The following is a 23991-nucleotide window of genomic DNA, read 5'->3' on the forward strand; positions in this document are numbered from 1 at the left end:
CGCGGAGCACACAGCTGCCCCCGGTCCGTCTCCGGTCCAGGGGCAGCTGTGGCAACGCGGTGGTGCGGTGACGCGATGGTGCTGGTGAACGGCTGGGGGCGCTCAGTACCAGTTGTTGGCCTGCCAGAACTCCCATGCGCCACAGGGGCTGTCGTAGCGCTCGTTCATGTAGTTCAGGCCCCACTTGATCTGGGTGGCCGGGTTGGTGCGCCAGTCGGCACCGGCCGAGGCCATCTTGGTGCCGGGCAGTGCCTGCACCAGGCCGTACGCGCCCGAGGACGGGTTCTCGGCCTTGTAGTTCCAGGTCGACTCGTGATCCACGATGTTCGAGAAGCACTGGAACTGCCCGGACCCGACGATCTGCCGGGCCATCGCCTTGACCTCGGCCACCGAGTACGAGCTCTGCTGCGAGAAGTCCGGGGTCTGGGAGGACCCGCCCGGCGTCTCGGCGCGCTCGGCCGAGCGGCTTGCCGCTTCCTTCTTCTCCTTCTCGCGCTCCGCAGCGGCCTTCTTCTCCGCTGCCGCCTGGTCCGCCGCCGCCTTCTTGGCCGACGCGTCCTTGGCGGCCTGCTTGCGGGCCTGTTCCTGCGCGGACTGCTTCGCCGCCGACTCCGCCGCGGAGGACTGCGCGTCCGCCTGCTGCGTCACGGATGCGGTCTGGACCTGGGTGTTGTCACCCGCGGGAATGTCTGCGAGAAGCGTCGTGTCAGCGGCAGTGGCCTCAACGTCGTTTGTCGAGTCATCCTGCTCGCTGCCAGCAGCCACTCCGACGACGGCGCCGACGGTGGTGACCGCGGTGGCAGACGCCACAGCGAATCCCCGAACCGAGATCCGACTCACACAGTTTCCTTCCAGAACCGCCCACTGGGGTGACCTCGCGGGCGCAATCGTGCCCCTGGCACTGACCTCCCTCGTGCATGGCCACGGGAGGTACGGGCCCGGCTGGCTCCCTTGGGAGGAGCCCGCGTGGTAACTCGGGCGGCATACGGCGAACTGCTGTTGACTTGTGGGGTGCTGCACCTATGGAGGCGCGTGTGCCGTATGCGGGGCCTGACAGAAACCACACCCTGCCGGACACGGGTGGGTTGAGGCAATTCCATCCCGAGTGGGAAAGCTCACAGGGGGTTTGGCCCTGGCGGTTTTCGGAAACACGGGCACAGCCGGGATGTGCGCGAGTAGGCTGCTGCGCCCCTCGCGCACATCCCGGCCCTGAACAGCTGTCAGGAATCCCGGGGAATGGCCCTAAATCCGGCCTTCCTCCAGCATCTCGGTCACCAGCGCCGCGATCGGCGACCGCTCGGACCGGGTCAGGGTGACGTGCGAGAAGAGCGGATGGCCCTTCAGCTTCTCCACGACGGCGACCACCCCGTCGTACCGGCCCACCCGGAGATTGTCCCGCTGCGCCACGTCATGGGTGAGCACGACACGCGAATCCTGCCCAATCCGGGAAAGCACCGTCAACAGGACGTTCCGCTCCAGGGACTGGGCCTCGTCGACGATGACGAACGCGTCGTGCAGCGAGCGGCCCCGGATGTGGGTGAGCGGCAGCACCTCGAGCATGCCGCGGCTCACCACCTCCTCCAGCACCTCACGGCCCGCTACGGCCGAGAGGGTGTCGAAGACGGCCTGCGCCCACGGATTCATCTTCTCGTCGTGTGAGCCCGGCAGATAGCCGAGGTCCTGGCCGCCCACCGCGTACAGCGGCCGGAAGACCATCACCTTGCGGTGCTGGCGCCGCTCCAGGACGGCCTCCAGCCCCGCGCACAGCGCCAGCGCGCTCTTGCCCGTGCCGGCCCGTCCGCCCATCGACATGATGCCGACCTCCGGATCCAGCAGGAGGTCGAGCGCGATGCGCTGCTCCGCGCTGCGCCCCTTGATGCCGAACGCCTCCCGGTCGCCGCGCACCAGCCGCACCCTGCCGTCCGGGGTGACGCGGCCGAGCGCCTTGCCCTTCTCCGACTGGAGTACGAGTCCGGTGTGCACCGGGAGCTCCGTCGCCTCGGGTACGAAGAGGCTCTCGGCGGCGAAGAGTTCGTCGATATCCTCGCCTGGCAGGGTCAGCTCCGCCATGCCCGTCCAGCCGGAGTCGGTTTCCGCCAGCTCCGCGCGGTACTCCTCGGCGAGCAGTCCGACCGACGACGCCTTGATACGCAGTGGCAGGTCCTTGGAGACGACCGTGACGTCGTACCCCTCGGCCTGGAGGTTCCTGGCCACGGCCAGGATCCGCGTGTCGTTGTCGTCGAGCCGGAAGCCCGCGGGAAGCACGGTCGGGTCGGTGTGGTTGAGCTCGACCCGCAGGGTGCCTCCCAGATCCCCGACCGGGATGGGTGCGTCGAGTCTCCCGTACTGGACGCGGTGTTCGTCGAGCCTGCGTAGAGCCTGCCGGGCGAAGTAACCGAGTTCCGGGTGCTGGCGTTTGGCCTCCAGTTCGGTGACGACCACCACGGGAAGCACGACTTCGTGCTCCTCGAAACGGGACATGGCCGACGGGTCGGCGAGCAGCACACTGGTGTCGATGACATATGTGCGCCGGCCGGGAGCATTGCGCTTCTTGCTGTTCACCACGGGTGGACGTACCCCCTCAGATGAGGTTGGGGTGCGACGGCGTCGCGGGGGAAGTGACCGGGCCCGGCCCGCGCGCGGGCCGGACTCCGGCCCTCCGCATGGTCCGCCGCGGCGGTGCCGCGACCGTCCGTGGTGTGCAACGGGCCTCCCGGGGCCGGTGCCCTGGGACGGGCACGGCCATCTGGGATATTCCCGCGATCGGGTGCGACCATGCCCCGGCATATGACGGCAGTCCGGTAAACGGGTTACCGACGCGGTACGTCCAGCGTGTTACCCGAACGGGTGAAGGCGCCGCGCGGCGCGTGCTGATGCGGTCGGGGGCTGATGCGGGGAGCGCTCAGTTGCCGTAGCGCCGGTGGCGAGCGGAGTAGTCACGCAGCGCCCGGAGGAAGTCGACCTTGCGGAAGGCCGGCCAGAAGACCTCGCAGAAGTAGTACTCGGAGTGCGCGCTCTGCCAGAGCATGAAGCCGGACAGGCGCTGTTCGCCGCTGGTGCGGATGACGAGATCCGGATCGGGCTGGCCCCGGGTGTAGAGGTGCTCGGAGATGTCCTCGACGGTCAGCGTGTCGGCCAGGTCCTCCAGCGTGGCGCCGTGGGTCGCCCGGTCGGCGAGCAGCGAGCGTACGGCGTCGGTGATCTCCTGTCGTCCGCCGTAGCCGACGGCGACGTTGACGAGTATCCCCTTGTTCTCCCCCGCCTCCTGCTCCGCCTCCTTGAGCACCCTCCGGGTGCTGTCGGGCAGCATGTCCATCTGGCCTACGTGGTGCACGCGCCAGCGGCCGTCCGCCGCCAGATCGCGCACGGTGCCCTCGATGATGCCCAGCAGCGGTCGCAGCTGCTCCTCGGGCCGGTTGAGGTTGTCGGTGGAGAGCATCCACAGCGTGACGACCTCGACGTCCGTCTCGGCGCACCAGCCGAGCAGCTCCTGGATCTTCTCCGCGCCCGCCTGGTGCCCCTGCTCCGTGGTGCCGCCGGAGGCCCGGGCCCAGCGACGGTTTCCGTCCAGGATCACCCCGATGTGCTTGGGCACCCTGTCGTGGTCGAGGCGGTACTCGACACGGCGCGCGTAGAGCCGGTACACCAGGTCACGAAGCTTCATGGGAACGCCCAGTCCCTCCATACCGAATCCGGGAACGCCAGAACCTTACGCCCGGTCGACCAACTGGGCGAAGTCGAGAGACCAAAACGGACACCGGTGGGACCGGTGGGCCGGACAGGACCGGGACGGACGGGGAGGATACGGCGAAGCGGCGGTCCCGCGGCCACCCGGGAGGGGTCGCACTTGATAGGAAAGCGTCATGACTGACGACTCCTCCCCCTTCCGTGCGGCTGACTCCCGCTACGACTCGATGCAGTACCGCCGCACCGGCCACAGCGGTCTGCTGCTGCCCGCCATCTCCCTGGGGCTCTGGCACAACTTCGGGGACGACCGTTCGATCGGGTCCCAACGCGCGATCCTGCGCCGCGCCTTCGACCTCGGCGTCACGCACTTCGACCTTGCCAACAACTACGGCCCGCCCGCCGGATCGGCCGAGACCAACTTCGGCCGGATCTTCGCCGAGGACTTCCGCTCCTACCGGGACGAGCTGGTCATCTCGACGAAGGCGGGCTACCTGATGCACCCGGGCCCGTACGGGGAGTGGGGCTCGCGCAAGTACCTGCTGTCCTCGCTGGACGCCTCGCTCCAGCGGATGGGTCTGGACTACGTCGACATCTTCTACTCGCACCGCTTCGACCCGGACACGCCGCTGGAGGAGACGATGGGCGCGCTGGCGTCCGCCGTCCAGCAGGGGAAGGCGCTGTACGTCGGCCTGTCCTCCTACAACGCGGAGCGCACCGCGGAGGCCGCGCGGCTGCTGCGCGGGATGGGGGTGCGCCCGCTGATCCACCAGCCGTCCTACTCCATGATCAACCGCTGGACCGAGGAGGACGGACTGCTCGACGCGCTGGAGGAGGAGGGCATGGGCTGCATCTCCTTCGCCCCGCTCCAGCAGGGCATGCTCACCGACAAGTATCTGAGCGGCATCCCCGAGGGCTCGCGGGCGGCGCAGGGCAAGTCCCTCAACCCGCAGTGGCTCAACGACGAGGTACGGCGGCGGCTGCGAGGGCTGAACGACATCGCCCAGCGGCGCGGCCAGTCGCTGGCGCAGCTCGCGCTGAGCTGGGTTCTGCGGGACAGCCGGATGACCTCGGCCCTGATCGGCGCGAGCAGCGTGGCCCAGCTGGAGGCCAACGTGGCAGCGCTGGGCAAGCCGGAGCTGACGGCGGAGGAGCTGGCCGAGATCGACGAGTACGCGACCTCGGAGCCGGGCGTGAACATCTGGTCCCGCAGCAGCGAAAGCTGAGGCCAGGGGCTGCGAAAGCGGGCCGGTCCGTGGGGGGATACGGACCGGCCCGAGGGGGGGTTTCCACCCTAGCTCCAAAGTGGCATCGGTCTCTGCATCTCCGGCCGTGTTCACAGAACAATCATGACCGCGCAGGACACTCCCCGCACGGACACGTCAGCCCGCGAGCCCGCCGAGCAGCACTCCCGCCAGCGCGCCGAGCACCATGAAGGGCCCGAACGGCACCGCCGCGCGCCGCCCCGCGCGCCCCGTGACCACCAGCGCCGCCCCGTAGACCGCCAGCAGCAGGGAGCCGAGGAAGGCCCCGGCGAGCAGCACGTCCCAGCCGTACCAGCCCAGAGCGGTGCCCAGGGCGAGCGCGAGCTTGACGTCCCCGAAGCCCAGTCCGCGCGAATTGGCGAGAAACAGGATGAAGTAGAAGAGGCCGAGCGCCACGCCCCCCAGCAGTGCCCGCGGCCAGCTGCCGGCCGCGCCCGGCAGCAGCGCCGCCACCCCGAGCAGGAAACCCGTCCCGGCGGCCAGCGGCACGGTGAGCACGTCGGGCAGCCGGTGCACGGCCCGGTCGACGGCTGCCAGCAGCAGGGCGACGGGTACGGCCAGCAGCCACACCACCAGCTCCGGCCGCACGCCGACCACCGCGGCGAGGCCGCCGCACACCAGCGCGCCGGAGAGCACATAGAAGCGTGCCCGGGGGCCGTACGGCCGCGCGCAGGTGCGGCAGCGCGCCACGCCGAGCCAGCCGCGCGCCGGACCACCCAGCGGGTGGCCCTGGGGACACTGGTCCCGCCGCGGTTCGTCCGGCTCGACCGCGAGCCGGTAGACGGCACGCGGCAGCAGCAGACCGGCCGCGGCGCCGTACCCGGCGGCGAGAACCGTCCACAGCATCAGCACCCGCTGAGCCTACGCGGAGCGGGCGGAGGCCGGGCCCGCGACAGCGCCGCCCGCGGCGGCCGGGCCCGCGGCCTCGTCGTAGCGTTCCCGGGCCGCGTCGACCTCGTCCATGTGCTCCTCCGCCCAGTCCTTCACCGCCGACAGCAGCACGCAGAGGCTCGCGCCCATCTCCGTCAGCTCGTAGTCGACCCGCACGGGCACGGACGGCGTGACCGTACGGGTGACCAGGCCGTCGCGCTCCAGGGTGCGCAGGGTCTGGGTCAGCATCTTCTGGCTCACGCCCGCGACGATGCGGCCGAGGTCGCTGTAGCGCAGCGGCCCGTCCGCAAGCGCGCTGAGCACCAGGCTCGACCAGCGGGCGCCGATCGAGCCCAGCAGTTTGCTCGCCGGGCAGTCCCGCAGGAACGCGTCGTACGCGCTGCGCGCCTGCTCTCGCCGCTGGGCCGCTGTCGTCGTCGGCATTCCCGCACCGCCTGCCTACTTCGCACTCCGTTACGCACCTTGAGGTACGTACTTACCCATGGAGAGTAACCCTCCCTAGCGTGTGCCGGGACAGAGATCGACAGCGATACGGAGGATTCTGAGATGCGTGCTGTAGTGATCGAATCGTTCGGTGGTCCCGAGGTGCTGGAGGTGGCCGAGACCGAGGTCCCTGAGCCGGGGCGCGGGCAACTTCGCATCCGGGTGGAGGCCGCCGCGGTGAACCCGGTCGACACGGCCACCAGTGCCGGATTCATGGCCGAGGTCGGCGCCCGTCCCGACACCCATCAGCCCCGGCTCGGCCTGGGCTGGGACGTGGCCGGTACGGTCGACGCCCTGGGCGCGGGCACCGGCGAGCTCACCGGCCTCGCGCCGGGTGACAGCGTCATCGGCGTATCGACCCGGCTCGACCTTCCCGCCAAGACCCACGCCGAATTCGTGGTGCTGGACGCGGAGTCCGTCACCAGGGCGCCCGAAGGACTGGACCCGGTACACGCCGCGACCCTGCCGCTGAACGGGCTCACCGCGCTCCAGTCGCTCGACCTGCTGGCACTGGAGCCGGGCGAATCGGTGCTGGTCACCGGCGCCGCCGGGGCCGTGGGCGGCTATGTTGTACAGCTCGCCGTGCTGCGTGGGCTGCGCGTCGTGGCACTGGCCGGCGCGGAGGACGAGGCGCTCGTACGGGGCCTGGGAGCGGAGCTGTTCGCAGCCCGTACGGCCGCGCCCTCCGAAGCCGTACGGGCACTGGTGCCCGGTGGCGTCGACGGTGTCATCGACGCGGCGGTGATCGGCGGGCGTGCGCTGGAGGCCGTGCGGGACGGCGGCGCGCTGGTGTCGCTTATCCCGGGCACCGAGCCGGTGGCCCTGCGGGGCACGCGCACCACGGGGGTGCAGATACGGGCGCACCGTGGGCAGCTCGCGCAGGTGGCGACGCTCGCCCGGCTCGGTGTGCTGAGCACCCGGGTGGCCCAGACCTACCCGCTGGCCGAGGCGGCCAAGGCGTACGCACGACTGGGGGAGGGCGGGCTGCGGGGCCGCGTGGTGCTGGTGCCCTGACGGGAGGAGGCATCGGGGCAGGTCGGAGGACAGGGGTGGACGGTCCGCGCCGTCACGGTCCGCGCGAGCACGGTCCGCGCGAGCACGGGGGCGCGCGGACCGGCCGTTCCGCGCGCCCGCGCTACCAGCCCGCCACGTCCGGGAGCCGCACCGTACGGCCGCCCTCGCGCAGCGAGTCGCCCGCACACACGCCCACCAGCGACGCCGCCACCGCCGCCCGGACGGGCACCCGCGGCGGCGCCCCGTCCACCACCGTGTCGCGGAAGGCCGCCATCACCAGTGCGGTGCCCTCCTCCGCCCGGCCGACCTTCAGCCCCCCGAGCCGCAGCCGCGGCGGGGCCTCGGTCTCGTCCACCAAACCGCCGCCGCCGACCCAGGGTTCGACCCTGGTGCGTACGGACCAGGCCGCCTCGCCCGGAGCGCGCAGCGACTCCGTCAGCCCGCGAGTCCCCCGCACGGACATCCATGACCAGTGGCTGTCGGGCTCCCCCTGGAGGAAGGTCTGGCGGGTCACGGCCAGCGCGCCGCTGGAGAGCCTGGTCACCAGTACGACCGCGCCGGGCCGCTCCCCCGGCTGGACCCCGAAGGCCGACACCTCCACCGGCCAGGCCGAGGCCGTGTCGAGGACCGGGGAGAGCGTGTGGGTGCAGTATTCGGTCGGGGAGATACGACCGCGCCAGTGCGCGGGGTCGCCGGTGAGGTCGTGCACGCCGCCGGGCGGGAGGCCGTGGAGGTAGTCGGCCTCGATCAGCTCGATCTCGCCGATCCGGCCCTCGGCTACCAGGCGGCTCATCATCCGGATGTGCGGATGGAGGACGTAGTTCTCGGCGAACGAGTAGCGGGCGGACGAGGCGGCGTCGGCCGCGACCAGCGCCCGCCCCTCCTCCACACTGCGGCAGGCGGTCACCTCACTCAGCACGTGGACGCCGCGCTCCAGGAAGCGCAGCGCGGGCTCCACATGCTGGTCGAGGTCGTGCGCCAGGACCACACCGTCGAGATCCGCGTCCAGCAGCGGCCGCCAGTCATCGTACGTACGCGCGGCGGGGAACTCGGGGGCGACGGCGGCCAACTGCTCCGGATCACGCTCGCACAGGGCCGCGATGTCCAGCCCCACATGGCGGCCCCACCGCGCCAGATACGCGCCCCGACGCAGCCCCACGATCCCGATTCTCGCCATCCGGCCACCCTCTACCGGCCGCCGCCCCGGCACAAGCCGGTTTCCCCGTTCCCGCCCGCGCCCCGACCCGTCGTCCCCGGACCTGCCACCGGCCGTCAGGTATCCGGCCACGCTGAGGCACTCTGAAGAGGTGAAATCCGACCGCCTGCTCTCGCTCCTCCTGCTGCTCCAGACCCGGGCCAAGGTCCCGGCCGCCGAGCTGGCGCAGCGGCTGGAGGTCTCCGCCCGCACCATCTACCGCGACGTCGACTCCCTCTCGGCGGCCGGAGTCCCGGTGTACGCCGAGCGGGGCCGGCACGGCGGTATCGCGCTGCTGCCCGGCTTCCGTACGGACGTCACCGGGCTCACCTCGGACGAGTCGCGCGCGCTGTTCGTCCTGGCCTCGCAGAGCGCACACTCCGCGCTCGGCCTGGAGAAGGCGCTCAGTTCCGCACTGCGCAAGGTGATGGTCGCGCTCCCCGCACCGCACCGGCCCGCGGCGGAGCTGACCAGCCGCCGCATCCTCGTCGACCCCGACCGCTGGATGAGCGGCCCCCGCCCCGACCGGCCCGCGCGGCGCGCTACGGCCGTCGACCTGGACGTACTGCACACCGCCGTCTTCGCCGACCGGCGGCTGCGGCTCCGCTACCGGCACAGCGGGGAAACCGAGCCGCGCACCTACACCGTCGACCCGTACGGCCTCGTCGCCAAGGCCGGGACCTGGTACCTGGTCGCGGACCTGCGCGGGCGCCCGCAGCTCTTCCGCGCCGACCGGATGCGGAGCGCGACCGTCACCGACGCCCCGGTCCGCCGCCGGGAAGGCGTCGAACTGGCCGACGCATGGGAGGTGTTGCGCCGTGAGGTGGAGCACCGCCCGGAGGGGGTACGGGTGCGGGCGCGCGTACGGCGCTCCCGATTCGACCTGTTCGCCCGCATCGTCGGCCCCACGCTCATCTCTCCGGAGCCGGAGGCGGAACCTGAGGCGCGGCCCGAGGCGGAACTTCAGCTGCGGCCTCAGCAGGGGCCGTTCGCGGAATCCGGACCGGAGGCGGCCGAGTGGGTGACCGTCGAGCTGAGCTTCCCCGTCCTCACCGCGGTCCGCCAACTCCTCCAGTTCGGCACGGACATCGAGGTGCTCACTCCTCCCGAGGCCCGCACCGAACTCACCCGCATCGCGACGCAGATCACGACCCTGTACGCACCGGCCCCGTAGGACCGGCCCGGATGCTCCGTGCCGGTTCAGCTGTCCGGCTTCTTGACATAGGACATGGCCGTCATGGCCACCGTGAAGACACCGACTAACGTCCCGGCACCCGCTGCCATCGCGGATCTGGGCGGTACACCGAGCACGGCCATGAACAACCCCCCGAGCAGGCCAGCGATGACGGCCCCCTCCACCACGATGACGACTTCGAAGAGCCGGTGGTTACACACCGACGGCTGAGCAGACAACTGCGATCCTTCCGAGCGCTCAGAACCTGTGGGTTCGGTCTCCTGGACCTTCGACGCGAACGTTGACCCTCCCCGCCGGCCACGGCCAGTCCAGCACCCGAGCAGGCCACCCTGTTGAGTGGTCATCCGGCTGAAGTCACGCACGGGTCCGCCTGCTGTTCGTGCCGAGCATCCGCAGTCCACGATCTGGTAACAGTTTAATAACGACTCACCGTCGCTGTAACCGGGGGTGCAGGCAAAGGTGCTGACGAGTTTCGGCGCCTACACCGCAGGGCCTGTCCGAGCGATGACCGTCCCCGGCCCGAACTGGCGGCGGTAGGCCGTCGGGCTGAGTCCCGTACGGCGCCGCAGCTGCGCCCGCAGGTTGGACGGCGAGCCGAGACCACTCGCGCGGGCGACCACCTCCAGCCGCTGCTCGCCGCGCTCGATCAGCCGACAGGCCAGCGCGACACGTTCGGCTGTGAGCCAGGCCAGCGGCGTCGTGCCCAACTCCTCCTGGAAGCGGCGGTGCAGGGTGGACGTGCTGACGGCCGCCCGCGCCGCCAAGTCCTCGACACTGAGCTGGCCGTCCAGCCGCTCCCGCGCCCAGACGGCCAGCGGGGCGAGCGAGGCGTCCGGCACGGCGGGCAGCGGGCGTACGACGAACTGCCGCTGCCCGCCCTCGCGTTGCCCGGCGAAGACGAGTCGGCGGCTCACCAGGTTCGCCACCTCCGCGCCGTGGTCGCGGCCGATCAGATGAAGCCCGAGATCCAGCGCCGCAGCGCTGCCCGCCGCCGTGAGCACCACGGACGCCCGGGAGCCGTCGGCCCCCATGCCCTCGCCCCCGTCGGTCCCCATTCCCTCGCCCCCGTCGTCCTCCACGAACAGCACATCCGGCTCCAGCCTGACGGCGGGATAACGCTCCGCGAAATACTCTGCCCAGCGCCAGTGCGTCGTGGCCCGGCGCCCATCGAGCACACCGGCGGCGGCCAGAGTGAACGCCCCGCTGCAGAAGCTGACCAGTCGCGCACCACGGGCCGCCGCGCGCCGGATCGCGTCCAGCACGGCGGGCGACGGAGGCACCTCCGGGTCCGGGCGGTTCGGCACGATCAGCGTGTCGGCCGCCTCCGCCGCGTCGAGCCCGGCCAGGCCGGACATGGTGAAGAACCCCTCGTGCATACGTACGGAAGGCGCGGCGGCGCAGACCGTGAGCTGGTACCACTCCCGGCCCAGCTCGGGGCGCCGCAGACCGAAGAGCTCGGTGGCGACGCCCAGCTCGAAGGGGTTGGAGCCCTCATCCACGAGGAGCGCGACACGGTGCGAGAATCCAGGCGGCATATGCGATTCCTAGCACTCGCGCCGACCGTCCGCCAGCGCGACCATAAACGCATGAGCAAGGAACTCACCGAACCAATCGACCTCGCCACCGCCCTCACCCGCTTCGAGCAGCTGTGGAGCCCCCGGATCGTGGGGAGCGTGAACGACTACGACGTCCGCGTCGCCAAGGTCGCAGGCGAGCACGTCTGGCACAGCCACGCGGACACCGACGAGTTCTTCCTGGTACTCCAGGGCGAACTGCACATCGCCCTCCGCGACGGCAGAGCGGGCGACGGCAGGGCGGGCGACGGCAGGGCGGGCGACGGCAGGGCGGGCGACGGCCGTGGAGCTGAGCGAGTGGTGGTCCTCCCCAAGGGCTCCCTCTACGTCGTGCCGCGCGGCGTGGAACACAAGCCGTCCTCACCCGAGGGCGCGTCCATCCTGATGTTCGAGCCCACCGGAACCTCCACCGTCGGCGACCTCACCGACGAGCACGTCCCCGGCCACGTCGACGCCACCACGGGCCACGCCCTGAACAGCTGATCTTCACCGGTCGACGCTTCGACCACCCAGAAGCCCGAATGGTGGGGAAAGCGTCGACCGATCAAGATCCGGAGCCCTGCTCGCCCCTAGCCCCACCCCTACCCCTGCTCGCGGAGGAAAGTGAGCAGGGCGCCCGCCAGCTCGGCCGGAGCGTCCTCCTGGACAAGGTGCCCGGCGCCGGGGATCAGCTCCAACCGCACCCCCGGAATCATCGCCGCCAGCTCATGGGCCTTGGCCACCGGAATCCAGGTGTCGTCGGCGCCCCAGCACACCAGCGCGGGGATACCGATCTCGCCGTACCGCCCCTGCACCTCGTCCGTGTAGCGCTGGTCGGCCTGCGCGATCTGCCGGTAGAAGGCAGCCTGGCCGGCCCCGCCCAGCCAGGGTTCCACCAGCCGGTCGAGAGTTTCCGGATGCAGGCCGGGACTGCTGGCCGAGCTCACATACTCGCGCACCAGAGCGCGGTGCAGAGCGGGCGGGAGCTGCTCGAAAACGGGCGCGTTCTCGCCCACGAGCCGGAAGAACGGGGAGCCCCACGGCTCCAGCGCCACCGGGTCCACCAGCGCGAGCGCCCGATAGCGGGCACCGTGCAGCAGATGCGCGCGCAACGAGACGGCACCGCCGAAGTCATGCGCCACGACGAGGGGCTCGGCAAGATCCCAGTGCGCGAGAAGCTCGGTGAAGACACGCCCCTGTGCCGCCAGCGAGACATCCTGCCCCTCGGACATCTCCGACAGGCCATAACCGGGCATGTCCCAGACGTACACCGGCCGGTCCCGCCCGAGCGAGCGGGCGACGGCCCGCCAGACGTACGAGGAGAACGGCGTGCCGTGACACAGCACGACCGGATGCCCGTCCCCCTCGCCAAGGCGCGCCCAGCGCACCTCGCCCGCCTCGCTCCGAAACCGCTCCCCCAGCTCCCAGCCCGCCATCTGCGGTCCCTTCCGTCGTGCGCCCTGCCGTCCCGGCCAGCTTAGGGGTGGGACACCGCGTCAAGCCCGCCGACCTTGGCAGCCCGCAGCAACGCCCGCAGCCGCGCGGGCGAGGTGACGAGCGCGGTCCCCGGCTCGTCACTCTCCCGGAGGTGAACGTGGGGGGCGGGGTGCGCGCCGGGGGCCAGCTCGATGCAGTTGTTGCCCTCGCTGCTGTAGGAAGACTTCTGCCAGGTGGCGGCTATCTCCAGGCAGTTGCTTGCCTGGCCGCTGTAGGACGATTTCTGCCAGTTCAAAGGGTGCATGGCTGAGGCCCTTTCAGGTATTCGCGATGACGTCGACGAGGAGGTCGCGGGACTCTTGAGGTTCGAGAGCTGCCGCTTCGAAGCGCTGCATGAAGACGCGGTACCTGTCCAGTTGCGCATCTGCGTGCAAGAACACAGACCCATGCTCGGTATCGAGTTGGACGGTGTCCAGTTGTGGCACAGGTCCTTCCGCATAGACGACGGTCTGACCTGAGCCCGGAAATGCTCCAGCCGAGAAGGGGATCACCAGAACCGTCAAGTGCTCGAGTTCGCTCATCTCCACGATGTGGCGCATCTGCCCGCGCGCGACCTCGCGACCGCCGAACTGCATGCGCAGGGCGGCTTCATGGATGATGACCTTGAGCGGTGTCGGATCATCCCCGTAGAAGATCCCCTGCCGCTTGATGCGGAGAGAGGTCAGGTACTCCACTTCCGGCGGCGAAGGGGCAGGGATGTTCTGCCGGAAAATGGACCGCGCGTAGTCGACGGTCTGGAGCTGACCGGGCAAATGCGACACCTGCGCTGTGCAGATGGCAGACGCATGGTGCTCCAACTCGGCGAGGTCGAGCAGCACAGATGGCAGCTTCTCGCGGTACTCCTCCCACCAGCCACGTCCACGCCCCGCCGTCATGCCGGCGAGTGCATCGATGTACGGCTTGTCTGAGCATCCGTAGTTGTGGGCGAACATCCGCACGCGCTCATCGCTCACTCCGAAGCGCCCACCCTCAATGCTGCTGATCCGGGCCGGGTTGACGCTCAGAAGCTCGCCCGCTTCACGCGTGGAGAGGCCCGCACGCTCGCGAAGCTTTCGCAGCTCCGCACCAACGCGCTGCTGTCGCACGGTCGGAGTGGCTCTGGGTGGCATGCCCTCCCCTTCCTGATTCCGGTCAACCGACACACGTGGCGGTATGACTATTCCGCACCGCGTAGCAGTACTACTCCACCTACTATACCGTGTGTCTCCAACCGCTCACCCATCGTGGCGAAGGCGAGCTCCATCATGCACGCACTCCGACCGCGCGACTCAAGGGAGAGTTACGTGACTCTGCACGCCGTGCCCGAATCCGCCCCCACCGTTCCCGCGCCCGAGGGCGACTGGCAGTACGGTCTCCGGCTCCACCACGATGACCGGGCGCCCGGAATCGCGCGGGCCGTCGCGCGGATCGTGCTGCATGAGCGGGGGCTGATCCCACTCATCGACAGTGCCGAGCTGGTGTGCAGCGAACTGGTCACCAACGCCGTCCGCTACTCGACCGGAGACCTGTTCCTCCGCCTCAAGGGAGACGAGGACAAAACCCTCCGGCTCAGCGTCCACGACACCAATCCGCACCCGCCCACGCCTGCCACCCCCGACCAGGACGACACACACGGCCGAGGGCTCCTCATCGTCCGCAGCCTCGCCCACCGCTGGGGCATCTACGACCTCACCCGCACCAGCGGCGGCAAGGTCGTATGGGCTGAGCTGCGTAAGTGAAGCATGCGTGGGTTCAATTACACTTGGTGATCGATACAGCGCAACATGATCGCGGAGTCTTTCCCGCTGGCTCCGTAGCGACCCTGCACAGCAGGACAAAGAGGGGGAATGGGCAGACGACCATGGACTACGAACAGATGCGGAAGTACGCGGACGAACTTGCCGCGCACGCTCCCGACCCCTTCCGGGGGTACGAGATCAGCGGGGACGAGATCATCATGATGATGTCTCCTTCTCGACCCCACGAGTTCATCGCACTGCGTGTGCGGCAGCAGCTCGACCGGCAGCTGCCGACGCATCTGGTCGCACACACAGGTGGGGAGGTGGAAGACCCGTCGATAGGGCGACTGAGGCGGCCTGATCTTCTCGTGGTCCCCGATGAGGTCTTCGCCGAGGACACAATGGCGCCCTTTCACCCTCGTGATGTGGCCCTCGTTGCCGAGATCGTGTCGCCCTCGAACCATTCCACGGACTACGTGGAGAAGATGCACGACTACCCGGCCATGGGCATCCCGCTCTGCCTCCTCGTCGACCCGAGGAAGGGCACCCTCGCCGCTCTGTCCGACCCAGGTCCCGACCCAGCGTGTGAGGGCTCCCGCTACCGCACCCGCAGCGACTACGCGTTCGGCGACACCGTGACGATCGGCGACTGGGTCATCGAAACCGGCGATCTGCACCGCTACCCCGGCGACCGTTGACCGCTGCGCTGCCGGTCACTCCCCGGTGGGGAAGGACACCTCGACTCGGCGGTTCTTCTTGCGGCCTTCCTCGGTGCCGTTGTCGGCGATGGGGTAGTCCTCGCTGTAGCCGCGCACTTGGTAGGTGACGCCCGGGTCCAGCTTGCTGGACAGTTCCTTCTGTACTTCCGTGGCGCGCTTCTTGGACAGTTCTCTGCCGTGCTCGTACGAGCCGAGATCGTCAGTGAAGCCGAAGACGTTCACCTTGGTGGCCTTCTGCTTTTCCGCCTCGGCAGCGATCTCCGCGATGCGGCCCTTCGCCGTGCCGTTCAGCTTCGAGCTGTCCTTCGGGAAGAGCACCTCGGCCTGGAGGGTGAACTTCGTCTTGTTGTTGCTGTCCTCGCGACGCTCCTCGCCGCCCATGTCCTCGGTGACGAACTTGATGTCCAGCACCTTGGACGGCGCCAACTCGGCCCCGTCCGCCAGCTTCAGCCCGGACGCCTTCGCGTCGACCTTGGTGGGCGGCTTGGACCCGCCGATCCCGTCGGGCGCCTCGCTGTACTCCGGCTTCGCACCGTCCTCACCTGGGAGCGAAGGCGCGCCGGTGGGGATGGTGGTGGGGTTGCCGTCGCCGGGGAGGGACGGGCCGGGCGGGGGCGAGGGAGGCGACGTGGGGTCAGCGTGTGCGGTGGTGGCGGCAATGCCGGACAGGATCATGGCGGAGGTCGTCGTACAGGCCACCAGCCGCAGGGTGCGCGTTCGGTTCCGGGGCATGGAGGGCGCTCACCCTTCCGAGATGGTGATGCTGGCCGGGGGCATTTCGGCGATCTGGAAGTCGACTTTGTTGTTCCCCTCGGGCGGGGCGGGAAACTGCGTGTACCACGTGGTCGACTCTCCGGCCTGCACTCCACCCTTGAAGACCGTGCAGAGGCACCGGCCGTCAGTGTCCCTCAGAATGAAATAGCGCTTCCTCCCCGACTTGTCAATCAGATTCGCGCCAGCCATGGAGGCCTCGTTCTTGGCCCTCAGTTCCGATTCTTCTCCGGACCAGGCAAAGTTCAGCCAGAGCTTTCCGCTTCCGTTCTTGACTGTTCCGGAGACGGTGACGAAATCTCCATCGTCACGCGTGGCGGACTTGATGGTGAGGGTGATGTCCTGCCCCCCTTTCACCTCTGCGAGCACCTGATCACCGCCTGACTCGTCGGAACCGCCACCGCCGTCACCGTTCTTGTCGCCGTCCGGCTGCGTCTCTCCTGAGGAGGATTCACTCTCCGGCTTGTCGTCGTCACCACCTCCGCTGCAGCCGACTGCCGCGAGGGCCAAACCCGTGGTGATCGCCACAGCGGTCACTGTCCTACGGGCCTTCATGGTGCGTCGAATGCTCATGGATCGCGTTTCCTTCACTCGTTTCTCGCTCATCAGTCGACCAGCACCACGGAAAAGAGGTCGGCTGGCTCCAAGTCGATCTCGTCACTCTCTGGGTCGATCTCGATCTTGTCGCCGTCACAGTCAAGCTCGATTTCTCCCGCGTCGGCGTCGGCGTCGAAATCACAGCGCGGCTCGACGACCGCTGTGGCTGTGGCCTGCGCATGGCGGCCCTCGGCACCGGGGATGATAGAGCGCCCCGTGTCGAACCGGGTCTCAATTCGGACGGTATAGCCGGGCGAGGATTCCCGTACCACTGCGCCGCATTCCAGGACATCCGAGTCGTTCTTTCCGGCGAAGTCAGATGCCGCGCCGCAACCGTCACCGGTCAGGGGAGCCGTGAGATCCAACCAGTCCTGCCAACTGTCCTCGTCCCCGAGGGCTTCCTTGAGCCCGTCGAAGAACTCATCCCGGTCGTCCCGAGCCGCCGCCAGGGCGGCTGCATCCGCCGCAGACTGCCCGCCATTGCGGACCGTGGCCGCTTGTGCGACGGCAAAGAACGCGAATGCGAGGAAGAGCAGTCCGGCCATCACCGACCCGTACAGGATGACGGTCTGGCCGCTGTCACTTCGAACATCCCTGCTCAGCCGCCTATAACGGCGCTGACCCACCCTGAGATGGCCCCGGAGATCCTTCCGTCCAGCCCCAGACCGCGAATGGCGATGATGATCCCCGCCACCAGGATCACGATGCCCGCGTACTCGATGGAGGACGCGCCTCGGTCGGCTGTGCGGCCTCGCATGCGGGCGATGGTCGTGGTGGTCCAGTTGCGGATGGACTTCATCTCGGGCTCCTCTGGTGTCGGCCGACCCTGTATCCGCCGACGCGCTTGTCTCCATGCCAGTGGCATGCTCCGGAACGTACTGCTCGGTACGCCGTCCGCGCATGGGCCCCTGGGCCCAAACGCGGACCCAACGGCCCCGGTGGCGCCGCCGTTCGGTGTCAGCCATCGCTCACCGTCCCCACCCCGTGCCGTCGCACGGGCGGGAGGTGCCCAGCCAGTGGGCTATGGCTTCGCTGCGGGTGGTCACCCGGAGCTTGGTGAAGATACGGTTGATGTGGTTCTTCACGGTCTTCTCACTGATGAAGCAAGTGGCGGCGATCTGGCTGTTGTTCATGCCGGATGCGATCAGCTCCATGATCTCCCCCTCTCGCTCGCTCAGTAGCTTCGCCATACCGTGCGGACGTCCGGTCGTCGCCCACTGTCGCTGCTCAACTGCTGACTGTTTCATGTCAGTCGACGGCGGCCCAGGGTTTTGCCTCTGCTGCGACGGATTCGATACCCGCCGCAGGGAGTGGGGCAGCCCGCTGCGAGGCGGGGCGGGCGGGCCGACGTCCTCCGGAAGCGGGTAGGGCGCCGGGCGGCTGCGCGCCTGGGCGATCAGTGCGGCGGAGGCGGTGGCGGTGAAGGGGGTGCGGCCCTCGGTGAGGTCCCGTACGGAGCTCACCAACTGGTCGGCGGTGAACTCCCCGTGGACGAGATAGCCGCGTGCCCCCAGACGTAAGGACTCGTGGACCAGGGCGCTCTCCCGGCTGTACGTCAGCATCATCACCGGCGCGAGCCGGGCGAGGTGCGGGAGGGCGGAGATGCCGTCGACGCCGGGCATCCGGACGTCCAGCAGTACGGCGTCGGGCCTGGTCCGGCGGGCGGCCTCGCACGCCTGGTGTCCGTCGGCGGCCTCGGCGACGACCTGGATGTCCGTACGGGACTCCATCAGTGCGTTCAGTCCGGCCCGGACCACGGGGTTGTCGTCGGCGATCAGCACGCGGACGGCGGGCAACGGCGCGCGGCTGGGCGTCGTCTCGACGGAGTGCAGGTCGGCGGAGTGCGCCGAGGTGTGCTGGGAGACGTGCGGCGCGAAGAAGGAGGACGGAGGAGCCACGGCGGGGGGCATGGCGCGGTTACGGGAGACGTGGTCCGGCATCGGGCGTGCTCCTCTCTCGGGGCGGAGACGGGGCGGCCGTACGGGCGTACGGGTGGCACTGCGGGGGACGAGGTGCCGGGGAGCGGTCAGTCGGGCGGCAGCGGCGGGGGTAGGCCGCTGTACGGGGCATCCCCCGGTGGCGGTCGGGTAATCGCGGTCAGCGGCAGTTCGAGCCGTACCTCTGTGCCCGTGCCTTCCCCGCCTCGGCCGATCCGGAGGTGGGCACCGATCTGGGCGGCCCGTTCCACCATGCCCAGCAGGCCGAAGTGGCCCGCTCTGCTGAGGTCTTCGAGTGAGGTGTGCGGGGGCAGGCCGCAGCCGTCGTCCAGGACGCTCAGCCGGTAGACGCCGCCGGTCGGGCCGACCGGGCCCGCTGTCACGGTCAGGCGGGTGGCGTGCGCGTGGCGCTGGGCGTTCTCCAGGGCTTCGGAGGCGATGGTCAGGGCCTGCCGTGCGATCCGGCGGGGTACGGCGACGGGGTGGGCGTCGCCGTCGTCGGCACCTGCCGCACCTGCCGCACCTGTCACGCCCGCCGTACTGCCCGTACTGCCCGTACTGCCCGTACTGCCCGCGCTGTCCCCGCCAAGTGCCCGGAAGACCGCCAGCAGACCCGTACGGGCGCCGAACTCTGCGGTGCAGCGGGCGACTTCCGCCGTGAGGTCGACCACGTCGGCATGCGCGCCGGCACCGCCACCCGGCACCACGCCCGACGCGTCCAACCCCGACGCGTCCAACCCCGCCGCGTCAGACCCCGCCGCATCGAAGTCCGCGTCGTGCCGCAGCCCGGAGAGCAGGTCGCGCGATTCGGCGGCGGCTCGCCGTGCGGAGCGGGCGACGAGTTCGGCCCGGCGTCTGAGCGTCGCCGGGTCGGTGTGGTCGGCGGAGGCAGCCAGGCCGTCGGCGGCCAGTGCCAGGCCGTGCAGGGTCTTGGCCACCGAGTCGTGCATCTCCCGTGCCAGCCGGGCACGTTCGGATGCGACGGCCGCGCCGACCGCTATCCGTGCCCGGGCCTCGGTGAGCGCCTCGCTGGCGGACCCGAAGTGGAACATCAGGTTGCGCAGCGTCACCCCCACCACGCCGACAGCCACGCAGAATCCGGCGAGCAGCAGGGTGGTGGCGGGTGAGCCGAGCCGGTCGCTCCAGGCGCCGTAGGCGGCGGCGAGTACGAGCAGTTGGAGGCCGGTGAAGAGACCCGCACCGCGCCAGCCGTAGAGCAGGCCCGCGAGCATCGGGGTGCTCACCACCGCGTAGCCGACGGGCGAGTTGGGGGTGGCGGTGAGCAGCAGCAGGGCGAGGAAGACGGCGTCTACGGCGAGCAGTACGGGGTGTCTGAGCAGGCGCGGCCCGAAGCGTTCCCAGTCGCGCAGCAGGGCGTACGAGACCAGGACGGTGATGACGATGGCGCCTCCGACCAGCCAGCTCGCGAGACCGTCGGCGGCGCGGGCGAGGGCGAACGGGGCTCCTATGGCGATCATGGCGAGGCGGAAGCCGAGGACTTGGCGGCACAGGGCCTGAAGAGCGCCCCGCTGGACCTGGATGCTGGGTGCGGGGGCGTCGACCGTGGTGAGGCCCGGCGGTGCGTCGTGCCAGGGCGGTGTGGCCGTTGCGGGCGGCGGCTCCGCCTGCGGCCCGGTGGTGCCCTGCTCGCGCGTCCGGTGCCGTCTCATCCGTCGAGGATCGAACCGAAGTCCGTGTCGGAGCCCAGTATGAAGGTGGCAACAATCAGGATCAGGGTGCCCGGGAGCAGAAAGGCGATGGTGGCGATGGTGGCCTTGGGTACGGTCTTGGCCGCCTGGCGGCGGGCGTTCTGCGCGTCGGTGCGTCGCATGTCGGTGGCGATCTGCACCAGGGTGTCGGCGATGGGGGCGCCGAGTTCCTCGCCTTGCTGGAGCGCGGTGACGAACTGGTCGACCTGTTCTGAGGCGTTGCGCCTGCGGAGCTGGTTGAACGCCTCGCGTCGGCTGACGCCCATGTCCATCTGCCGCAGCGTGATGTGCAGTTCGTCGGCCCATGGCCCTTCGTAGCGTTCGGCCACCCGGTCGAGTGCCTGGCGGAAGGAGAGCCCGGCGGAGACGACGACGGCGAGCACGTCGAGGAAGTCCGGCAGGGTGCGTTCGATGACGCGCTTGCGTTCCTTGATGGCCTGGGCGAGGGACAGGTCGGCGGCGATCCAGCCGAAGGCGAGGGTGAGTCCGGCGAACACCAGGCTGTCGGCGGCCAGTCCGACGAGCGCCATCAGGGCGCCGAAGATGCCGTAGACGGCACGGCGGGCGGCGTAGCGGTCCAGGGTGAGGCCGCCGGGGTTGCCCGCCTGGTCGATCTTGCGGCGCTTCTTGTCGATCAGCTTGGGGCCCATGAGCCGCAGTACGGCAGGGGCGAAGCGCATGCCGAGCCGGTCGACCGCCTGTTCCCTGGTCTTGGCGCGGCTGGCGCCGACTTCGAGGGCGAGCGCGAGGTCGCGCGGCAGCTCGGCCTCGGTGCGGTAGAGCCGGATGCCGGTGAGGATGCCGAGCGTCGCGACGGCGGCGAGGAGGCCCAGGAGAAGCGGAACCATTGTGTGTCTCCTCAGACTTCGATCTTGCCGAGGCGGCGGATGACGGCGAAGCCGAGCGCGAAGAGCCCGACGGCGAGAAGCATGGCGATCTGGCCCAGCGGGGAGCCGGTGACCTTGTCCAGGGCGCCCGGCGACATGGAGTTCATCATCAGCATCGCGCCGAATCCGAGCACGGGGATCGTGTAGGCGGTTGCGTTGACCTCGGCCAGCATGGTGCGGACCTCGCGCCTGGTTTCCTTGCGCTCCTCCAGCGTGGTGGTGAGGTTGCGCAGCGAGCTGACGATGGTGCCGCCCGCTCGGTTGGAGAGGACCAGCGTGGTGACGAGGACCACGAGTTCGCGGGAGGGCAGGCGCTCGGCGAGCTCGTTGAGCGCGTCCTCGATGGAACGGCCCACCGCCAGCTGGTTGGTGACGACGGTCAGTTCGTCGCCCGCAGGTGCCTCCAGTTCCTCCGCGGCGATACCGAGGGCGGTGCGCAGCGCGAGCCCGGCCGAGGTGGCGTTGGCGAGGATGCGGGAGAGTTCCGGAAGCTGGTTGATGAACGCCTCGATGCGTTTCTGCCGCTGCCAGTTGAGGAAGGCGTTGGCGGCGACCAGGCCGGTGATGCCCGCGATGGGCCCGAAGAAGGGGGCGAGCAGGGAGGCGCCGACGAACCACAGCCCGGCGGTCGCGGCTGCGACGTAGACGAAGAACTCGCCGGCGCTCAGATCCAGGCCGGTGGCCGCCAGCTTGAGCTGGATGCGGCGGCCCAGGCCGGTGCCGCGCAGCCGCCGGTCGACGGCGGCGAAGTTGCGGCGGCGCCCGTCGGGCAGCGCGATCTCGCCGGTGGTGGTGGAGAGCCGGTCGAGCAGTTCCTGGCGCTGTGCACGGCCGGAGGCGAACGTGTGCACGCCCGCGACGGCGAGCACGCCCGTGAGGAGCGTGGCGCCGAGGGTGATCTGGGCGAGTCTGTCCATGGGGGCGGTCCTTGGGGTTCGGTCCTCGGTGCGTGACGGGGGCCCGGCTGGTGGGCGGGTGCGGGTGGTGCGGCGGCTCGGGCCGGCTGGGGCTAGAGGGTGTTACGAGTGGCGAGCGGCACGTCGTTCACCGCCACTCCGAAGGCGGGCGGCACCGGCTCGCCCGACATGGCGAGCCGGGCGCCCGTACGGCGGGGCAGCGGCAGGTGAGCGAAGGCGCCGTGTACCCGGCCGTCGGGAGACATGGGCTGGGCGTCGAAGCGGCAGACGGGGGCGAGCGCGAAGGTCTCCCGGCCGTGCGAGGCGAGCAGGGCGATCTCCACGATCTTGCGGGAGCCGTCGGCGAGCCGTGCGAGCTGGACGAGGACGTCGACGGCGGAGTTGATCTGGTCCTGGAGCGCGGCGAAGGGCACCTCGACCTCGGACATGGAGGCCAGCGTCTGGAGCCGCATCAGCGCGTCCTCCGCGCTGTTCGCGTGGACGGTGGCGAGTGATCCGTCGTGGCCGGTGGACATGGCCTGGAGCATGTCGAGGGTCTCGCCGCCACGGACCTCGCCGACGATGATGCGGTCGGGCCTCATCCGGAGCGAGTTGCGCACCAGGTCGCGTACGGTGACCCGCCCGTTGCCCTCGACGTTCGGCGGCCGGGTCTCCAGCCTGATCACATGCCGCTGCTGGAGCTGGAGTTCGGCGGCGTCCTCGACGGTGATGATCCGCTCGTGCTCCGGAATCAGGCCGGAGAGGGCGTTCAGCAGTGTGGTCTTTCCGGAGCCCGTGCCGCCGGAGACGATCAGGTTGAACCGGCCCCGGATGAACGACGACAGGAGCAGCAGCATCTGCTCGTCGAGCGTGCCGAGTCCGATGAGCTCGTCCAGCTTGTAGGCGCGGGGGAAGCGGCGGATGGTGAGGGTCGCGCCGGTGAGCGAGAGCGGCGGGATGATCACGTTGACGCGCTCACCGGAGGGGAGCCGGGCGTCCACCATCGGATTGGACTCGTCCACCCGGCGGTTCACGGTGGAGACGATGCGTTCGATCGTCTGCATGAGCTGTTCGTGCGAGGCGAACCGCACGGGGACCTGCTCCACCCGGCCCGCCCGTTCCACGAAGACCTGGTCCGGGCCGTTGACCATGATCTCCGTGATCGAGGCGTCCTCGAGCAGCGGTTCGAGCACGCCGAGGCCGAGTGCCTCGTCCACGACACGGCGGATGAGCAGCTCACGGTCGGGAGTGGAGAGGACCGGGCCCTCGCGGCTGATGATGTGCCCGAGTACCCGTTCCAGCCGGGCGCGGCGTTCGGCGGGCGCGAGGGCGGACATCTCGGCGAGGTCGATCTCTTCGAGCAGCTTGGTGCGGTACGCGGGTACGAGGTGGCCGGTGCTGTCCGGGGCGATCGCCCCGTTGTGCGTGCCGGAGGCGGTGGCCCCGCTGCCTCGGGGGTCACCGTCGGGGGTGGTCATGCGGGAGCGCAGACTCACGGGTCGGTCCCTTCCGGGTCGGGGCTGGGTCTCAGAGGCTGGTGTCGGCCGCTGTGTCAGTCGCTGGGCATGGTGACGGTGCGGGTGGCACTGCCGAGGCTGTCGATGCCGGGGATGATCGAGGGGACGGAGACGGTCGTCGTGACGGTCACCTCCTCGTCCGAGCGGTTGCAGCTGAACGAGGAACGGTTCGCCGTCCAGCCGCTCATGGCCGCCTGTCCCGAGCTGGCGCACTGCCCGGCGAGATCCTCGTGGCTGGCCGTACGGGCGGCGGCGCGGGCACCCGTACCGGCCTGCTGGACCGCGTACCCGGCGACGCCGAGCTGTATGGCACCGAGCGCGACGATCAGCAGGAGCGGGAGCATACCGGCGAACTCGATGCTGGACGCCCCCCGCTGGAGGTCGCGGCGACGGGCCCACCCGCTCACCCGCTGCCGTATCCGCACGGGTGCTGCGGCGCGGTCGGCCCGTACAGGACGCATCG

At 70.0% G+C, this 23991-nt stretch carries 27 protein-coding genes; 6 read left to right on the plus strand and 21 right to left on the minus strand.

The window, feature by feature from the left end; genetic code table 11:
- Positions 1–102: 102 nt before the first annotated feature.
- From LHJ74_RS19180 to LHJ74_RS19190, 3 genes are all read right to left on the minus strand, one after another.
- Positions 103–840, minus strand: a complete 738-nt coding sequence (locus LHJ74_RS19180) for an aggregation-promoting factor C-terminal-like domain-containing protein (RefSeq protein ID WP_260219305.1) — start codon at positions 838–840, stop codon at positions 103–105.
- Between the two features lie 402 nt (positions 841–1242).
- Entirely contained in the window at positions 1243–2565 is a 1323-nt protein-coding gene (phoH2, locus tag LHJ74_RS19185; RefSeq protein WP_260219306.1) for an RNA 5'-3' helicase PhoH2, read from the minus strand.
- Between the two features lie 337 nt (positions 2566–2902).
- The gene (locus LHJ74_RS19190) at positions 2903–3664 is read right to left on the minus strand and encodes an isoprenyl transferase (RefSeq protein WP_260219307.1); all 762 of its coding nucleotides are present in this window, start codon (positions 3662–3664) and stop codon (positions 2903–2905) included.
- Positions 3665–3863: 199 nt separating this feature from the next.
- Between LHJ74_RS19190 and mgrA the strand changes: the two genes are divergently transcribed.
- The gene (mgrA, locus tag LHJ74_RS19195; protein WP_260219308.1) at positions 3864–4910 is read left to right on the plus strand and encodes an L-glyceraldehyde 3-phosphate reductase; all 1047 of its coding nucleotides are present in this window, start codon (positions 3864–3866) and stop codon (positions 4908–4910) included.
- A 156-nt stretch (positions 4911–5066) separates the two neighbouring features.
- Here mgrA and LHJ74_RS19200 read toward each other — a convergent pair whose 3' ends face one another.
- Together LHJ74_RS19200 and LHJ74_RS19205 are read right to left on the minus strand one after the other, a co-directional pair.
- Entirely contained in the window at positions 5067–5795 is a 729-nt protein-coding gene (locus tag LHJ74_RS19200) for a prepilin peptidase (RefSeq protein WP_260219385.1), read from the minus strand.
- Positions 5796–5810: 15 nt separating this feature from the next.
- Positions 5811–6263: a winged helix-turn-helix transcriptional regulator gene (locus tag LHJ74_RS19205; RefSeq protein WP_260219309.1), complete on the minus strand. Its 453-nt coding sequence runs from the start codon at positions 6261–6263 to the stop codon at positions 5811–5813.
- A gap of 123 nt (positions 6264–6386) precedes the next feature.
- Here LHJ74_RS19205 and LHJ74_RS19210 point away from each other — a divergent pair, with 123 nt between their 5' ends.
- Complete coding sequence (locus tag LHJ74_RS19210) at positions 6387–7337, plus strand: NADP-dependent oxidoreductase (protein WP_260219310.1); 951 nt, start codon at positions 6387–6389, stop codon at positions 7335–7337.
- 121 nt (positions 7338–7458) lie between these two features.
- Here LHJ74_RS19210 and LHJ74_RS19215 read toward each other — a convergent pair whose 3' ends face one another.
- Positions 7459–8514, minus strand: a complete 1056-nt coding sequence (locus LHJ74_RS19215) for a Gfo/Idh/MocA family protein (protein ID WP_260219311.1) — start codon at positions 8512–8514, stop codon at positions 7459–7461.
- A gap of 130 nt (positions 8515–8644) precedes the next feature.
- Here LHJ74_RS19215 and LHJ74_RS19220 point away from each other — a divergent pair, with 130 nt between their 5' ends.
- Complete coding sequence (locus tag LHJ74_RS19220) at positions 8645–9706, plus strand: helix-turn-helix transcriptional regulator (protein ID WP_260219312.1); 1062 nt, start codon at positions 8645–8647, stop codon at positions 9704–9706.
- 26 nt (positions 9707–9732) lie between these two features.
- On the opposite strand, the gene LHJ74_RS19225 is transcribed toward LHJ74_RS19220, so the two are convergent.
- Both LHJ74_RS19225 and LHJ74_RS19230 read right to left on the minus strand, forming a co-directional pair.
- Positions 9733–9945: a hypothetical protein gene (locus LHJ74_RS19225; protein WP_260219313.1), complete on the minus strand. Its 213-nt coding sequence runs from the start codon at positions 9943–9945 to the stop codon at positions 9733–9735.
- A 261-nt stretch (positions 9946–10206) separates the two neighbouring features.
- Positions 10207–11262: a GlxA family transcriptional regulator gene (locus tag LHJ74_RS19230; RefSeq protein WP_260219314.1), complete on the minus strand. Its 1056-nt coding sequence runs from the start codon at positions 11260–11262 to the stop codon at positions 10207–10209.
- A gap of 51 nt (positions 11263–11313) precedes the next feature.
- On the opposite strand from LHJ74_RS19230, the gene LHJ74_RS19235 reads away from it, so the two are divergent.
- Positions 11314–11784, plus strand: a complete 471-nt coding sequence (locus LHJ74_RS19235) for a cupin domain-containing protein (protein WP_260219315.1) — start codon at positions 11314–11316, stop codon at positions 11782–11784.
- A 98-nt stretch (positions 11785–11882) separates the two neighbouring features.
- Here LHJ74_RS19235 and LHJ74_RS19240 read toward each other — a convergent pair whose 3' ends face one another.
- The 3 genes from LHJ74_RS19240 to LHJ74_RS19250 are packed head-to-tail and all read right to left on the minus strand — an operon-like array spanning position 11883 to position 13862.
- Positions 11883–12716 carry an alpha/beta fold hydrolase gene (locus LHJ74_RS19240; RefSeq protein ID WP_260219316.1) on the minus strand — a complete coding sequence of 278 codons (834 nt, stop codon included), beginning with the start codon at positions 12714–12716 and terminating at the stop codon, positions 11883–11885.
- A 41-nt stretch (positions 12717–12757) separates the two neighbouring features.
- Entirely contained in the window at positions 12758–13021 is a 264-nt protein-coding gene (locus LHJ74_RS19245; protein WP_260219317.1) for a DUF397 domain-containing protein, read from the minus strand.
- Positions 13022–13034: 13 nt separating this feature from the next.
- On the minus strand, positions 13035–13862 hold the full coding sequence (locus LHJ74_RS19250; protein WP_311203326.1) for a helix-turn-helix domain-containing protein: 828 nt from the start codon (positions 13860–13862) through the stop codon (positions 13035–13037).
- Positions 13863–14060: 198 nt separating this feature from the next.
- Between LHJ74_RS19250 and LHJ74_RS19255 the strand changes: the two genes are divergently transcribed.
- Together LHJ74_RS19255 and LHJ74_RS19260 are read left to right on the plus strand one after the other, a co-directional pair.
- The gene (locus LHJ74_RS19255) at positions 14061–14495 is read left to right on the plus strand and encodes an ATP-binding protein (RefSeq protein WP_260219319.1); all 435 of its coding nucleotides are present in this window, start codon (positions 14061–14063) and stop codon (positions 14493–14495) included.
- Positions 14496–14617: 122 nt separating this feature from the next.
- The gene (locus tag LHJ74_RS19260) at positions 14618–15193 is read left to right on the plus strand and encodes a Uma2 family endonuclease (protein WP_260219320.1); all 576 of its coding nucleotides are present in this window, start codon (positions 14618–14620) and stop codon (positions 15191–15193) included.
- 15 nt (positions 15194–15208) lie between these two features.
- On the opposite strand, the gene LHJ74_RS19265 is transcribed toward LHJ74_RS19260, so the two are convergent.
- From LHJ74_RS19265 to LHJ74_RS19310, 10 genes are all read right to left on the minus strand, one after another.
- A complete protein-coding gene (locus tag LHJ74_RS19265; RefSeq protein ID WP_260219321.1) occupies positions 15209–15946 on the minus strand; it encodes an OmpA family protein in 738 nt (245 codons plus the stop codon).
- Between the two features lie 9 nt (positions 15947–15955).
- Positions 15956–16558, minus strand: a complete 603-nt coding sequence (locus LHJ74_RS19270) for a hypothetical protein (RefSeq protein ID WP_260219322.1) — start codon at positions 16556–16558, stop codon at positions 15956–15958.
- Between the two features lie 32 nt (positions 16559–16590).
- Positions 16591–17127: a hypothetical protein gene (locus tag LHJ74_RS19275; RefSeq protein WP_260219323.1), complete on the minus strand. Its 537-nt coding sequence runs from the start codon at positions 17125–17127 to the stop codon at positions 16591–16593.
- Positions 17128–17180: 53 nt separating this feature from the next.
- Positions 17181–17381: a hypothetical protein gene (locus LHJ74_RS19280; RefSeq protein WP_260219324.1), complete on the minus strand. Its 201-nt coding sequence runs from the start codon at positions 17379–17381 to the stop codon at positions 17181–17183.
- 169 nt (positions 17382–17550) lie between these two features.
- A complete protein-coding gene (locus tag LHJ74_RS19285) occupies positions 17551–18522 on the minus strand; it encodes a response regulator (RefSeq protein ID WP_375546777.1) in 972 nt (323 codons plus the stop codon).
- An 86-nt stretch (positions 18523–18608) separates the two neighbouring features.
- Positions 18609–20189: a sensor histidine kinase gene (locus tag LHJ74_RS19290; RefSeq protein WP_260219325.1), complete on the minus strand. Its 1581-nt coding sequence runs from the start codon at positions 20187–20189 to the stop codon at positions 18609–18611.
- Complete coding sequence (locus LHJ74_RS19295; RefSeq protein WP_260219326.1) at positions 20186–21076, minus strand: DUF5936 domain-containing protein; 891 nt, start codon at positions 21074–21076, stop codon at positions 20186–20188. Before LHJ74_RS19295 ends, LHJ74_RS19290 begins: the two co-directional genes overlap by 4 nt.
- Before the next feature lie 11 nt (positions 21077–21087).
- Complete coding sequence (locus tag LHJ74_RS19300) at positions 21088–22032, minus strand: type II secretion system F family protein (RefSeq protein ID WP_260219327.1); 945 nt, start codon at positions 22030–22032, stop codon at positions 21088–21090.
- 92 nt (positions 22033–22124) lie between these two features.
- On the minus strand, positions 22125–23507 hold the full coding sequence (locus tag LHJ74_RS19305; RefSeq protein ID WP_260219328.1) for a TadA family conjugal transfer-associated ATPase: 1383 nt from the start codon (positions 23505–23507) through the stop codon (positions 22125–22127).
- A gap of 56 nt (positions 23508–23563) precedes the next feature.
- On the minus strand, positions 23564–23989 hold the full coding sequence (locus tag LHJ74_RS19310; protein WP_260219329.1) for a TadE family protein: 426 nt from the start codon (positions 23987–23989) through the stop codon (positions 23564–23566).
- Between the last annotated feature and the right edge of the window lie 2 nt (positions 23990–23991).

It is taken from the genome of Streptomyces gossypii, assembly GCF_025165795.1.
GTDB classification, from domain to species: domain Bacteria; phylum Actinomycetota; class Actinomycetes; order Streptomycetales; family Streptomycetaceae; genus Streptomyces; species Streptomyces gossypii.

What these genes read in the sequence shown, in the direction of transcription:
- LHJ74_RS19190 (WP_260219307.1), bottom strand. Translation starts at nt 3,664, where the DNA reads ATGAAGCTTCGTGACCTGGTGTACCGGCTCTACGCGCGCCGTGTCGAG.
- mgrA (WP_260219308.1), top strand. Translation starts at nt 3,864, where the DNA reads ATGACTGACGACTCCTCCCCCTTCCGTGCGGCTGACTCCCGCTACGAC.
- LHJ74_RS19200 (WP_260219385.1), bottom strand. Translation starts at nt 5,795, where the DNA reads ATGCTGTGGACGGTTCTCGCCGCCGGGTACGGCGCCGCGGCCGGTCTG.
- LHJ74_RS19205 (WP_260219309.1), bottom strand. Translation starts at nt 6,263, where the DNA reads ATGCCGACGACGACAGCGGCCCAGCGGCGAGAGCAGGCGCGCAGCGCG.
- LHJ74_RS19210 (WP_260219310.1), top strand. Translation starts at nt 6,387, where the DNA reads ATGCGTGCTGTAGTGATCGAATCGTTCGGTGGTCCCGAGGTGCTGGAG.
- LHJ74_RS19215 (WP_260219311.1), bottom strand. Translation starts at nt 8,514, where the DNA reads ATGGCGAGAATCGGGATCGTGGGGCTGCGTCGGGGCGCGTATCTGGCG.
- LHJ74_RS19230 (WP_260219314.1), bottom strand. Translation starts at nt 11,262, where the DNA reads ATGCCGCCTGGATTCTCGCACCGTGTCGCGCTCCTCGTGGATGAGGGC.
- LHJ74_RS19235 (WP_260219315.1), top strand. Translation starts at nt 11,314, where the DNA reads ATGAGCAAGGAACTCACCGAACCAATCGACCTCGCCACCGCCCTCACC.
- LHJ74_RS19240 (WP_260219316.1), bottom strand. Translation starts at nt 12,716, where the DNA reads ATGGCGGGCTGGGAGCTGGGGGAGCGGTTTCGGAGCGAGGCGGGCGAG.
- LHJ74_RS19245 (WP_260219317.1), bottom strand. Translation starts at nt 13,021, where the DNA reads ATGCACCCTTTGAACTGGCAGAAATCGTCCTACAGCGGCCAGGCAAGC.
- LHJ74_RS19260 (WP_260219320.1), top strand. Translation starts at nt 14,618, where the DNA reads ATGGACTACGAACAGATGCGGAAGTACGCGGACGAACTTGCCGCGCAC.
- LHJ74_RS19265 (WP_260219321.1), bottom strand. Translation starts at nt 15,946, where the DNA reads ATGCCCCGGAACCGAACGCGCACCCTGCGGCTGGTGGCCTGTACGACG.
- LHJ74_RS19270 (WP_260219322.1), bottom strand. Translation starts at nt 16,558, where the DNA reads ATGAGCATTCGACGCACCATGAAGGCCCGTAGGACAGTGACCGCTGTG.
- LHJ74_RS19275 (WP_260219323.1), bottom strand. Translation starts at nt 17,127, where the DNA reads ATGGCCGGACTGCTCTTCCTCGCATTCGCGTTCTTTGCCGTCGCACAA.
- LHJ74_RS19280 (WP_260219324.1), bottom strand. Translation starts at nt 17,381, where the DNA reads ATGAAGTCCATCCGCAACTGGACCACCACGACCATCGCCCGCATGCGA.
- LHJ74_RS19285 (WP_375546777.1), bottom strand. Translation starts at nt 18,522, where the DNA reads ATGCCGGACCACGTCTCCCGTAACCGCGCCATGCCCCCCGCCGTGGCT.
- LHJ74_RS19290 (WP_260219325.1), bottom strand. Translation starts at nt 20,189, where the DNA reads ATGAGACGGCACCGGACGCGCGAGCAGGGCACCACCGGGCCGCAGGCG.
- LHJ74_RS19295 (WP_260219326.1), bottom strand. Translation starts at nt 21,076, where the DNA reads ATGGTTCCGCTTCTCCTGGGCCTCCTCGCCGCCGTCGCGACGCTCGGC.
- LHJ74_RS19300 (WP_260219327.1), bottom strand. Translation starts at nt 22,032, where the DNA reads ATGGACAGACTCGCCCAGATCACCCTCGGCGCCACGCTCCTCACGGGC.
- LHJ74_RS19310 (WP_260219329.1), bottom strand. Translation starts at nt 23,989, where the DNA reads ATGCGTCCTGTACGGGCCGACCGCGCCGCAGCACCCGTGCGGATACGG.